Below are 12970 nucleotides of genomic sequence, written 5' to 3' on the forward strand. Positions count from 1 at the left end.
AAAATGGTTTTTGCTAACAACGAACCGGTAATGATTCACTGTAACATTACCGGTTATTTAAAAAATAGCTATTTGAGTACATGAAGAAAATAGTTTAAAGCTAGTTTGCTTTCGTTATGGGACAAGGTAGTTGCTTAATTAATATTGTTTGTGGGATGAAAATAAGGTTGTTGTTTGAACTTTAAAATAGGGGGGCTTGTGAAATGAGTATTAAGAAAAAACTTGGTATGGGTGTTGTAACTGCAGCGCTTGGTCTATCTTTAATTGGTGGGGGAACGTATGCGTATTTTAGTGATAAAGAAGTATCACAAAACGCGTTTGCAGCGGGTACTTTAGATTTGAGTGTTAATCCTGAAGTTGTTATTAATGTCGACAATATTAAACCGGGTGATGAAATGGAGCGCGGTTTTCAATTAGTTAACAAAGGAACCTTAGCGATAGGAGACGTGAAACTTCTTACAGATTATAGTGTTATTGATGCTAAAGGAGATAATGGAAATGCTGATTTTGGTGATTATATCCGTGTTGATTTCTTATGGAATTTGGATAAAAATGAGGTTCCAATTTGGTCTACTACATTATCTGAGTTAAAGGTAGCTACGCAAAATGGAAGTATTCCTGATCTTTTACAAAAAGGTGTTGTAAACCGAGAAGGAAATGGACTTGCTCCTGGTGATGATGATACTTTCTATGTAATGTTCACATTTGTAGATAATGATGAAGAACAAAATGTATTTCAAGGAGATTCATTGAAATTAAATTGGACCTTCAATTCAATGCAGACAAACGGTGAAGAGAAATAAAGGTAAATGTTATATATAAGAATGAATTGATGGAGAATTAAGAAATAGTATTTTTAATAGTGTAAAGGTTGATTTAGTGAATCAGCCTTTTTTGTTTTTAGATTTTTTTATGTGTAGAGATTGCATTTTTATAGTAGGCATAACGGTACTTTTCACATTCATAGCAGTACTTCTAACATTTATGTCGAATTAAGAAGATATATAGGAGGGATACATATGGAAATATCTGTAGAACGAGTTTTTACAAAAGAGATTTTAACAAGAGCTGCAAGTTTGTTTCATGTGACTGTAGAAGAAAAGCCACTTGGAGATTTTGAAAATTATATTTTTAAGGCGAAGGGTGATAGTGATGAAGATTACGTATTACGTTTAACGCATTCTTCCCATCGTTCTAAAAAAGAGGTAGAGGCTGAACTGGATTTTTTACGATATGTTGCGGAGAACGGTGCAAAGGTAGCGGGACCTTTGTACTCAACATCTCAAAATCTTGTAGAAGAAATTGTAGTAGAGGATGGAACTTTCTTTTTTGCTTCCTTATTTACATATGCAAAAGGTGAGCAAGTAAAAGGAGAAGGATCGCCATATTGGGGAAATGTTTACTTTGAAGCGTGGGGAAAAGCGATTGGACAATTGCACCGCCTTACAATGAATTACCCTAAAACTGACTACCGTGATACGTGGGAAGAGGATGAAAGTAGTATTGTTAATGAATTAGAAGATGAGAACGTGAAAGAAATTGCAGCTGTATTAATGGAGGAAATAAATGCTCTTCCAATTGAAAGAGAAACATTCGGCCTTATGCATGGTGATATTCATCCAGGCAATTTTCACTATGATGGAAAAGAGTTAACAATCTTTGATTTTGATGATGCGGCCTATAATTACTTCATTCATGATTTGGCAATGGTTCTTTATTACTCTGTTCTTTTTACACCGTGGACAGTGGAAGAAAAGACGACATTCGCTCGTAAACAGTTACAAGTGTTAAGAAAAGGGTACGAATATGAGCACAGGCTGGCGGATAGTTGGTATGAATCGTTACCTTTATTTTTACGTTTACGTGATATAGGTTTGTATGGCACGCTCCAAAAGAAATTTAAAGGGAAAGATATGCCAGATCATTTCAGAGAATTAGCTGAACAACTCTATGAAAGAATTATAAAAAGAGAAGCGATTGTGAATATATAATACATTCATGTTAAAACAAAGTATATAAAATAAATATATACTTTGTTTTTTTATACAAAAATATGTTTATTTTATTAAAATAATATTGTTATAGATTCGGTATGCACGTATAATTTTATGTATATTCTGAATATTCTTTATAAATGAGGAGGGGGAATGTTGGAAGCTATCGTAAGTTGGATCAATAATATTGTTTGGAGTCCAGCACTTGTTTATTTATGTTTAGGAGCAGGTTTATATTTTTCTATTCGAACGAGGTTTTTACAAGTAAGGCATGTAGGAGAAATGGTGAAGCTTACATTTCAAGGAGAAAAATCGGATGCTGGTGTTTCTTCGTTCCAGGCGTTAGCACTTTCATTATCAGGGCGCGTTGGAACAGGAAATATTGCGGGTGTTGCAACGGCTGTTGCATTTGGTGGTCCAGGAGCTGTCTTTTGGATGTGGGCGGTAGCTTTTCTAGGAGCAGGTTCTGCTTATGTAGAATCAACACTTGCACAAATATATAAGACGAAGCATCAAGGGCAATTCCGTGGTGGTCCGGCTTATTACATTGAAAAAGGGCTAGGAGTTAAATGGTATGCATTAGTATTCGTTGCGGCAACAATTCTTGCAACGGGGATGCTGTTACCGGGTGTTCAGGCAAATAGCATTGCTGTAAGTTTGGAAACAGCTTTCGGTATTAATACTTCTGTATCTGGAGCGGTATTAGTAGCGGCATTAGCGCTTATTATTTTTGGTGGAGTTAAGCGAATTGTTAACGTAGCACAAGTTGTAGTGCCGTTTATGGCGCTTGGTTATATTTTAGTAGCTTGTGTAATTGTAGCTATGAATATTGAAAAGTTACCAGAGGCTTTCATGTTAATTTTAAAAAGTGCATTTGCATTAGAAGCAGCTTTTGGTGGGATTATTGGTTTAGCAATCTCTTGGGGAGTAAAACGTGGTATTTATTCCAATGAAGCAGGGCAAGGAACTGGGGCACATGCGGCGGCAGCTGCTGAAGTATCACACCCAGCTAAACAAGGGTTAGTACAAGCATTTTCCGTTTACATTGATACATTATTCGTCTGTTCAGCAACAGCATTTATGATGATTATTACAGGCATGTATAACGTATTTGATGCAAACGGAAAAAACTTTATCGTCAATAAATTAAACGGTGCACAGCCGGGTCCTGGTTATACACAGGCAGCAGTAGAATCTGTTTTCCCTGGATTTGGAAACGGTTTCGTCGCAATCTCGCTATTATTCTTTGCATTTACAACAATTATGGCGTATTACTACATTGCAGAAACGAATATTGCATACTTAAATCGTGATAAAGACCGTCCTTGGATGTCCATCGTACTAAAGTTTGTATTCTTAGGAGTCGTATTCTATGGTTGTGTAAAAACAGCTGCAACAGCGTGGGCTTTAGGTGACATCGGTGTAGGAATTATGGCATGGGTTAACATTATCGCGATTTTACTACTACAAAAACCAGCATTGATCGCCTTAAAAGACTATGAAAAGCAGAAAAAAGAAGGGAAAGATCCAGTATTTGATCCGCAGGAATTAGGAATTAAAAATGCTGATTTCTGGGAGCATGAATATGGGAAAGATAAAAAAGAAGAAGTATCTTAATAGGATAGGAACGAAGGAGCAAAGGGAACGACCTTTGCTCTTTTTTTATGGATAAAATGAAGCTGAAAGTTATTTTTTTGCCTATTTTTGAATATAAAAAGAATGTACATGCTTTGTTAGAGGAAGGGGGGAGTATGGTGATTGAGTTTCGTAATGTAAATAAATATTATGGTGACTTTCAAGTTTTAAAAGATATTAATCTGCAAGTACAAAAGGGTGAAGTGATAGTAGTTGTTGGACCTTCAGGGTCAGGGAAAAGTACATTGCTTCGGTGTATAAATCAATTAGAGACAATTACAGATGGAGAATTAATTGTACAAAATACAGAGGTACACAATAAGAAAACGGATATGAATGAATTACGCCGAGATATCGGGATGGTCTTTCAACATTTTTATTTATATCCACATAAAACGGTTCTTCAAAATATTACACTAGCGCCTATTAAAGTAAATAAAGTTTCAAAAGAGGAAGCTGAGAAAACAGCGATGTTTTATTTAGAGAAAGTAGGAATCCCGGAAAAGGCTAATGTATACCCGCATCAATTATCCGGAGGTCAACAGCAAAGGGTAGCGATTGCTAGGGGACTTGCGATGCAGCCTGAAATTATGCTATTTGATGAGCCTACGTCTGCTCTTGATCCGGAGATGATTGGAGAAGTGCTTGACGTTATGAAAACGCTAGCTAAAGAAGGAATGACGATGGTCGTCGTCACGCATGAAATGGGATTTGCACGTGAGGTAGCAGATCGGATTTTATTTATGGATGATGGTCAAATTATCGAAGATACAACACCAGTACAATTTTTTGCGAATCCTGAACAAGAAAGAGCTCGTCTATTTTTAAGTCGGGTGTTAAATCATTAAAGGAGGAATTTCATGCTTAAAATGAAAAAGTTGTTTACTTTAATTGTATTTTCATGTTTATTCGTACTCGTTGTCGCTGGGTGCGGAAGTAAAAAAGATGATGTGAAAGAAACGAATACGAAGCAAGGCGGGGCCATTGAACAAATTAAGAAGCGTGGAAAATTAGTAGTTGGAGTGAAGAATGATACGAATTTATTTGGATTGAAAAATCCTTCAACAGGGCAAGTAGAAGGATTTGATGTTGATGTCGCAAAGGCACTTGCGAAAAAAATTCTTGGTGATGAAAAGAAACTAGAGCTGAAAGAGGTAACGTCTAAAACACGTATTCCAATGTTGAAGAATGGTGATATTGATGCAATTATTGCGACAATGACAATTACGGAAGAACGCAAAAAAGAAGTAGATTTTTCAGATGTATATTTTAAAGCGGGACAATCGTTACTTGTGAAAAAAGGAAGTAATATTAAGAGCATTGATGATATAAAACAAGGCGTTAAAGTGTTAGCGGTAAAAGGCTCAACATCTACAAATAACATTCGTCAAAAGTCACCAGAAGCGACTGTATTAGAATTTGAAAATTATAGTGAGGCATTTACAGCGTTAAAAGCAGGTAAAGGCGATGTTTTAACGACAGATAATGCGATTCTTTACGGAATGGCAAAACAAGATTCGAATTATGAAGTTGTAGGGAAAATTTTTACGGATGAACCGTACGGAATTGCAATACAAAAAGGTGCAGATGATTTAACGAAAGAGATTAATAACTTACTAAAAGATATGAAGACGAGTGGAGAGTACGACAAATTATATGAAAAATGGATCGGTCAAAAACAAGAGAAGTAAAGTGAAACTTTATTTCTCGTGATAAATAGTAAGAGTGAGAGGATGAGAGTACTCATCCTCTTCTTGTAAAGAAAGAGGGGAGAATATGTGCCTGATTTTTCTATATTAACGAATAACATTGATATGTATTTAGAAGGATTTAAATATACGGTTATGTCTAGTGTAATCGCATTAATAGGTAGTTTTATTTTAGGGGTAATTTTGGCGGTAATGCGTATTGCACCGATTCGTATTTTAAATTGGGTGGGGTCCGCTTTTGTAGAGTTTGTAAGAAATATTCCACTCGTATTAATTGCATTTATATTTTATTTCGCTTTACCTGTAATAGGAATTACTTTAAATGGTTTTGTAGCAGGAACACTTACGCTTACCGTATATACTGCAGCGTTTATTGCGGAAGTAATTCGCGCTGGCATTTTATCAGTGGCAAAAGGGCAAATGGAGGCTGCGCGTTCTTCAGGATTAACGTATGTGCAAGGAATGTATTATATCGTCTTACCACAAGCTATGAAAATTGTAATCCCCCCTTTAGGAAACCAATTTCTCAATTTAGTTAAAAACTCCTCAATACTTGGAATTATTGCTGGTGCTGATTTAATGTATCAAGGAGATTTAATTTCAACGAAGACATTTGTTACGTTCGATGTGTATATATTTGTCGGGATGTTTTATTTAATATTAACAATTCCGCTCAGTATGCTAGTGCGTTATTTAGAAAAACGCTTGGCAAAGGAGGCGGTATAAATGGATTTTAAAGGAGCAATAACAGGTGATCATATCCTCTTTTTGTTAAAAGGATTACTTATAACGTTAGAGGTAGCGCTCGTAGCAATTGTACTTAGCTTTATTATTGGTAGTGTAATAGGAATATTGCGCTATACGAAAATACCTGTCGTTTCACAAATATTAGGAGTTATCGTGGAAGTGATTCGAAATTTACCGCTACTTTTAATTATATTTTTTACGTATTTTGCACTTCCAGAAGCGGGATTGAAGTTAGAAATTATAACAGCTACAATTGTTGCTTTAACAATATTTGAAGCGGCAATGATATCTGAAATTGTTCGAAGCGGTCTATTATCTATCGAAAAAGGGCAGATTGAGGCTGCAAGGTCTTCAGGGTTAACGTATGTGCAAGCGCTTTGGCATATTATTTTGCCGCAAGCATTAAGAAGAATGGTCCCCCCGCTTGTTAGTCAGTTTATTTCATTGCTAAAAGATACGTCGCTCGCAGTTGTTATATCATTGCCAGAGCTTATGCATAATGCTCAAATTATTAGCGGGCAAAATGTAAATTATATGATTCCGACTTTTATAGTAGTGGCTTGTATGTATTTTATAGTGAATTATAGTTTATCAATTTTATCGAGAAGATTAGAGCTTCGTTAACTCTTACAATATATGTAAGGGTTTTTTCCTTGTTTCTCCTTATTTTCCTCTAAATAGTATCTAAATCTTGCAATAATTCGATTTTTTATATTATTTTATCAGAAAAGTGTTAATTTTATATAGAAATTGTAATCGCTTTCGTGTATATTTTTATTATCAGAAAATTTTAAAAAGAGATAGGGGTACTTGTAGGGGGAGGATTAAGATGCAGCAACCAACAAATGAGAAATTACATCGTACGATGAAGAGTAGACATTTATTTATGATCGCACTTGGTGGTGTAATCGGAACTGGTTTTTTTCTAGGTTCAGGTTACACTATTAATCAGGCTGGACCAGGGGGGGCCATCCTTTCATATTTAGTGGGCGGATTTATTATGTATTTAACAATGCTTTGTCTTGGAGAACTAACGGTAGCAATGCCAGTTTCAGGGTCTTTCCAAAAGTATGCGACGAAGTTTATTGGACCAGGAACAGGCTTTATGATCGGCTGGCTATATTGGCTTGGCTGGGCAGTAACAGTAGGACTGGAATTAACATCGATCGGTTTAATGATGAAAAGATGGTTTCCAACTGTTGATGTTTGGGTATGGTGTCTCGTATTCGGAGTTATTTTATATGCTTCAAACGCTATCTCAGCGAAAAGTTACGCTGAATTAGAGTTTTGGTTCTCTAGTATTAAAGTAGTTACAATTATTGCATTCGTTCTACTTGGTGGTAGTGCATTACTAGGATTTTTACCATACGACGGAAAAGAAGCGGCACCTCTTTTCTCTAACTTCGTAAGCGATGGCGGGTTATTCCCGAATGGACTAGCTGCCGTATTACTTACAATGATTACGGTTAACTTCTCATTCCAAGGAACAGAGTTAATCGGGATTGCAGCAGGAGAAAGTAAAGATCCAGAAAAAACAATTCCACGCGCAATTCGTAATACAGTATGGCGCATTATGTTATTCTTCATTTTAACAATGACGATTTTAGTAGGATTAATTTCTTGGAAAGAAGCAGGCGTAATTGAAAGTCCATTCGTAGTTGTATTTGATAAAATCGGTATTCCGTATGCAGCTGATATTATGAACTTCGTTATTATTACTGCTTTATTATCTGTAGCGAATTCAGGATTATATGCAGCAACGCGTATATTATGGTCACTTGCAAATGAAGGAATGGCACCAACTTCTTTCAAGAAAGTAAATAAACGTGGTATTCCAATTACAGCGCTAGTCGTAACGATTGCGGTAGCTGGATTATCTCTATTCACAAGTTTCCTTGCAGAAGATACAGTGTACATGTACTTATTATCGATAGCTGGTTTATCGGCTGTTTCAAGTTGGATCATTATTGCGCTATCGCAACTTCGTTTTAGAAGTCAGTATATAAAAGGCGGAGGGAAATTAGAGGACTTAAAGTATAGAACACCACTATACCCGATTGTTCCAATTTTAGCTTTAATTACAAATAGCATCGTTGTTATTAGTTTAGCGTTTATTCCTGAACAAAGAATGGCGTTATATTGTGGTATTCCATTTATCATTTTCTGCTACATATATTATTATATGAGTAAGAAACGGAAGAAACCGATGAAAGTGGAGATGGAAAAAACAAATGAAACTAACAATCAAACACGATGATATAGAAGCAGATTTATCGTACGGTCAATTAGCGATTGGAAAAGAAAATGGGTATTCACCGTTACAATTACTCGTTTCTTCTATCGCAGGATGTAGTGCAATTGTCTTCCGAACAATTTTAGAAAAGAAACGTATTACATACGATACGTTTACAATTGAAACCGAAATTGGTAGAAGTGAAGCTTTATCAAAACCAGTTGAAAGTGTTCATTTGCACTATAAAATCAAAGCACAAAACATTACAGAAGAGCAGTTGGACAAGGCGTTACAGCTTGCAGTGAAAAATTGTACGATTGTTCAATCTGTAAAAGATAGTATAAAGGTTACGGAAACAATTGAACTAATCAAGTGAAACATAAAAACGTGAGACTACGGCTCTCACGTTTTTATGTTTTTAATAAAGGGGAAAGTATGATGGAATGTTTAGGATGTAAATTAGCAAACGAAGAGGAAGAAATATATAAAGTATATGAAGATGAGTATGTAACATGCTTTTTAGATCATGAACCTTTCTATTCAGGACATACTTTAATTGTGCCAAAGCAGCATGTTGTAGAAGTGGACGAATTAGATGACGTTGTAGCGAAATCAATTATGGATGCTTCAAAGCTTATTACAAAAGCGATTAAGTCATTATATAAACCAGATGGAGTTACAATTTGTCAAAATGGTGGAATCTTTAATGAGTTAACGCATTACCATATGCATGTCGTACCAAGATATAAAGAGCGCTCGTTTGCCGAGTTTTATACGGTACAACCTGGAGAAAAACAGAATCATAACTTTGAAGAAACAAAGACATTGTTAAAAGAAGCGATAGAGAACATACTGCATCCCGAAAAGGCGTAAGAGTGATATTCTTAAGGGGACAGTCAGGAAAATTCTAATAAACAAAAGCCCGATTTCTCAGTTGAAATAGAGAAATTGGGCTTTTGTTTATTCTATTATTAAATTTTATCTATTAAAGAATGCTGCAGTGTCACAAAGTATATCGCTCATTCGTTATATAGAATGAGAGGAGGAATTATATGAAAGTTACAAACAACGATTATGAAAAGATGGAAGAGCTATACGAGTTGTACGAACAAAAAGTTTATTATGTAGCGTATTCTATTTTAAATAATATTCAGCAGGCTGAAGATGCAGTTCAAGAGACGTTTATTACTCTTTATAAGAACTTGGAAAAGCTCCATAGCTTGAACACTCAAGAGCTTAAACGCTACACTTTGAGGGTCGCGAAAAATAAGGCGATTGATAGTTACCGAAAAAATAAACGACATGAAACATTTTTAGAAGAATATGAAAGAGAATCAATAGAAGCAGTAGATGAAAATATTGAAGAGTGGGAAAAACGTAAAATGTCTGAGGTTCAAATTGATACATTGCTAAAAGAGTTAAATGAATCGAACAGACAGGTGTTTAAGTACAAAGTCTTCTATAACTTAACGTATCAAGAAATTTCAAGTGTCATGGGGATAACGGAGGCCAATGTCCGTAAGCAGTTTGAACGCGCTCGAAAACGAGTTCAAAATATGATAGGAGGTATACAACATGACGAATTCAAAGAACTCCAAAGAAATATATGAACTTGCTGAAAAAATTGCTTTAGATGATTTTGATAAACTCGAAGAACAGCATGAATTTTCACATACATATACGCGCAAAAAGAAATTGTTTATGGAGGAAATGCAGCTGAAAGACGGACAACCGCAGAAAAAGCGTAAAAAACATCGTATGTTAATCGCTGCTGCTTGCTTATTGATTGGCATGCCGACAACCGTTTTTGGGGCAGTGAAAGTTTATAATATGATTGTCCAAAAACAAAATTACGAAGTAAATGTTTCAGTAACAAATAAGGATTCGAAAAAGAGTGATAAGTGGTATAAGTTGAAGATTGGTAAATTGCCAGAAAATATGGAAGCAATTGATGACAGTGCTATGAAATATTCATTTAAAGATAACTACGCAATGGGGGGATTTTCATTCGCTCTTCGGAGGGTAGGGGAAAATACAGATTTTCAAACTCTGTATTCGAAAAGTTACGAAGAAAAAGAGATAAATGGTAGGAAAGCAGTAATTGTCCATAAAGAAACAGGAAACAACAATGTAATGTTTGACAGAAAGGTCTTTCTCTTTTTTGAGAAAGAAGGGATTATGTTAGAGAGTTATATTGGATCCGATATAAACGAAGAACAAATGATGGAAGTGTTAGGGAGCATTTCACTTGAGCCTACGTCAAAAGAAAAGGCATCACATATAGTAGAATATGATGAAAATCGTTTTAGCAAAGCAGATGAACCTAAAAAAACTAAGGTGATTCCTTTGAAAAAAGATAGCAAACGGCTATTTCATATAGGGAAAAAAGTTCCAGTCACGATAACGATGGATGACAGCCAAGTTGAATATGTGATAGAAAAAGTTGAAGTCTTTGATTCAATCAAAGATTTTAAACAAGAGAACTTTAATGAAATGGGCTTAGGGATACTAAGCAAGAATCAAGCTTTGGATCAAGCTTTGGATCAAGCTGGACAATTGATACCATATAGACGGGATAAATATAAAATTGGAAATGGTAAAGATTCAATTGATCAATTAGTAGAGTCAAAATTAGTTCATCCTAAATTTGTCTACCTGACAACAACAGTGAAAAATATAGGTAAACAGGCAACAGAAGAAATTTATATGACTCCATCCATACAAGTGCTTAAATCTAAAGGTAATGTATGGAATTATGCTGGGAAAGATGGAGTTGCAGAAAGAAATATTATGACGGGTGAAGTTGATTATTTAGAACCTCATGGAGACGGAAAAAGTTTTTACAATATTGGCAGTATCCGACCAGGACAAACGGTAAAAGTTAACTTAGGTTATTTTGTAGATGAGGATAAGCTAGATTCAATCTTCCTTGATGCTTTCCGTTACAGTGGGTTTAGTGGGACGGAGAATATGAATGCGAAAAATCGTTGGTGGTTCGATATTCGTCAATAATAAAACAATAGGAATAACTAGACTAAAAAGCTGCTTATATTTAGCAGCTTTTTAGTCTTCATACATATTTAAAATTTCTTTCGCACGTATACGTAAACCATCTATCAATTCTCTCGGTTCTAAAACTCGTGCATCTTTTCCCAGTCTATAAAATAAAGGCGTAATAAAATGGATTTCACCTTTATCAATTGTTGAGTGTATATATCCTGTCCCATCTTCGTTTACTTCAACGAACTCTTCAAGGTAAGGAACGCTTTTACATTGACGTACGCCTTCGGTTGTGAGTAAAACATGTAACTGAGTAGGAATGTTTATTACGTTAGAGTTAGAGGCAAACCATTCTTCTAAATTCATAAAAGTATCTTCGTTTTCTTCCGTGTATAGTATAGAAAGAATACGATCAACACGATACAGTAATACTTTCTGCCTGCTAAAGTCATAGGATGGCAAATACCATAAACCATCGTGAGCATATACACCGATAGGGTGAACGTGTTTTGTTTTTATCCCTGATTTAGATTCGTATTGAAAGTGTAAATTTTTATTTTCAATAGCCGCTGTTAACACTTCTCTTAAAAGTGGTGTATCAATTGTTCTCTTAGGATTCCAAAAGGCGATATAAGAGCGGATTTTATCAACTTTCGCTTTCGCATCGTTTTGAAGAGAGCTATACAGTTTATGAGTAACAGAATTGATTTCTGTATTGAAAGGCAAGTCTCGATAGTAGCTTAAAGATTGAAAAGCAAAAAAGATGGATACGGCTTCTTCTTCGGTAAATAAAATAGGCGGAATGACCCTATTCGTTAATACTTTATATCCTCCGTTACGACCTTGTTCAGCATAAATAGGTAACCCCATATCACTTAAATCTAAAATGTATCTATGAACAGTACGAACGGAAATATTAAATTCATCAGCTATTTCTTGCGCTGTAAATGTTTTTTTCGCAGAAGCAAATATAAGAATATCTAATAAGCGTTTAGCTTTTGACAAATATACCACCTGTTTCTTTTTAATATGACATTAATTGTCATGTTTTACTGTTAGTATATTGCTTACATCATAATTTTATCAAGATGAAACGTAAGGAGGAAAAAATATGTCACGTGAAATTGTTTTATTTATTGCGGCGAGCTTAGATGGATTTATTGCGAAAGAAGATGATGATTTACAGTGGTTAATGGAAACGGAAGGAGAGGGAGACAACGGTTATACAGAAATGTACGAAACGATTGATACAATAATTATGGGAAAAAGAACGTACGATTATGTAGTAGAGCATACGGAAACATTCCCGTATGTAGATAAAAAATGTTATGTTTTTTCTAACTCGGAAAAAGGCTCAAACGAACATGTGGAGTTTGTAAATGAAGATGTAGTAGAGTTTACGAAAAGTTTGAAAGAGCAGGAAGGATCTAAAATATGGATGGTTGGTGGAGGGAGTTTATTAAGAGAGTTCTTTAAGAATAATCTAATTGATGAATATGTTGTCACGATCACACCGCATATATTAGGTTCTGGAGTTCCGTTATTTCAAGACAAGAACCCGGAAATCAATTTAACTTTAACGGATACGAAACGTTTTGGGCAATTTGTAAATCTATATTATAAAGTGAAATCTTAAAGGATAAAGAAACACG

General features: G+C 35.2%; 14 protein-coding genes. 13 read left to right on the plus strand and 1 reads right to left on the minus strand.

Annotated elements, in window-relative coordinates; genetic code table 11:
- The first annotated feature begins 203 nt into the window (after positions 1-203).
- The 12 genes from JDS92_RS08995 to JDS92_RS09050 all read left to right on the plus strand — a co-directional run bounded on the left by JDS92_RS08995 (position 204) and on the right by JDS92_RS09050 (position 11330).
- Positions 204-803, plus strand: a complete 600-nt coding sequence (locus tag JDS92_RS08995; protein ID WP_199631836.1) for a TasA family protein — start codon at positions 204-206, stop codon at positions 801-803.
- A 216-nt stretch (positions 804-1019) separates the two neighbouring features.
- Positions 1020-1991 (plus strand): phosphotransferase enzyme family protein, encoded by a 972-nt coding sequence (locus JDS92_RS09000; RefSeq protein ID WP_199631837.1) that lies wholly within the window; start codon positions 1020-1022, stop codon positions 1989-1991.
- A 159-nt stretch (positions 1992-2150) separates the two neighbouring features.
- Positions 2151-3611, plus strand: a complete 1461-nt coding sequence (locus JDS92_RS09005) for an alanine/glycine:cation symporter family protein (RefSeq protein WP_199631838.1) — start codon at positions 2151-2153, stop codon at positions 3609-3611.
- A 56-nt stretch (positions 3612-3667) separates the two neighbouring features.
- Complete coding sequence (locus tag JDS92_RS09010) at positions 3668-4477, plus strand: amino acid ABC transporter ATP-binding protein (protein WP_307838329.1); 810 nt, start codon at positions 3668-3670, stop codon at positions 4475-4477.
- 12 nt (positions 4478-4489) lie between these two features.
- Positions 4490-5320: a glutamine ABC transporter substrate-binding protein GlnH gene (gene glnH / locus JDS92_RS09015; RefSeq protein WP_087949307.1), complete on the plus strand. Its 831-nt coding sequence runs from the start codon at positions 4490-4492 to the stop codon at positions 5318-5320.
- A gap of 87 nt (positions 5321-5407) precedes the next feature.
- On the plus strand, positions 5408-6064 hold the full coding sequence (locus tag JDS92_RS09020) for an amino acid ABC transporter permease (RefSeq protein WP_016107533.1): 657 nt from the start codon (positions 5408-5410) through the stop codon (positions 6062-6064).
- Positions 6065-6709 (plus strand): amino acid ABC transporter permease, encoded by a 645-nt coding sequence (locus JDS92_RS09025; RefSeq protein ID WP_000345979.1) that lies wholly within the window; start codon positions 6065-6067, stop codon positions 6707-6709.
- Between the two features lie 205 nt (positions 6710-6914).
- Entirely contained in the window at positions 6915-8342 is a 1428-nt protein-coding gene (locus tag JDS92_RS09030) for an amino acid permease (protein ID WP_001187119.1), read from the plus strand.
- Positions 8317-8694: an OsmC family protein gene (locus tag JDS92_RS09035; RefSeq protein ID WP_000778841.1), complete on the plus strand. Its 378-nt coding sequence runs from the start codon at positions 8317-8319 to the stop codon at positions 8692-8694. Before JDS92_RS09030 ends, JDS92_RS09035 begins: the two co-directional genes overlap by 26 nt.
- 11 nt (positions 8695-8705) lie before the next feature.
- On the plus strand, positions 8706-9191 hold the full coding sequence (locus JDS92_RS09040) for an HIT family protein (protein ID WP_106080711.1): 486 nt from the start codon (positions 8706-8708) through the stop codon (positions 9189-9191).
- A gap of 179 nt (positions 9192-9370) precedes the next feature.
- A complete protein-coding gene (locus tag JDS92_RS09045; protein WP_097959037.1) occupies positions 9371-9928 on the plus strand; it encodes an RNA polymerase sigma factor in 558 nt (185 codons plus the stop codon).
- Positions 9894-11330, plus strand: coding sequence for a DUF4367 domain-containing protein (locus tag JDS92_RS09050; protein WP_199631840.1), 1437 nt, complete (start codon positions 9894-9896; stop codon positions 11328-11330). Before JDS92_RS09045 ends, JDS92_RS09050 begins: the two co-directional genes overlap by 35 nt.
- 51 nt (positions 11331-11381) lie before the next feature.
- Here JDS92_RS09050 and JDS92_RS09055 read toward each other — a convergent pair whose 3' ends face one another.
- Positions 11382-12323, minus strand: a complete 942-nt coding sequence (locus JDS92_RS09055) for a helix-turn-helix transcriptional regulator (protein WP_097959039.1) — start codon at positions 12321-12323, stop codon at positions 11382-11384.
- 106 nt (positions 12324-12429) lie between these two features.
- On the opposite strand from JDS92_RS09055, the gene JDS92_RS09060 reads away from it, so the two are divergent.
- Entirely contained in the window at positions 12430-12954 is a 525-nt protein-coding gene (locus JDS92_RS09060; protein ID WP_098911603.1) for a dihydrofolate reductase family protein, read from the plus strand.
- The last annotated feature ends 16 nt before the right edge of the window (positions 12955-12970 follow it).

The organism is Bacillus cereus group sp. N12 (assembly GCF_016483575.1).
Classification (GTDB): Bacteria; Bacillota; Bacilli; order Bacillales; family Bacillaceae_G; genus Bacillus_A; species Bacillus_A toyonensis.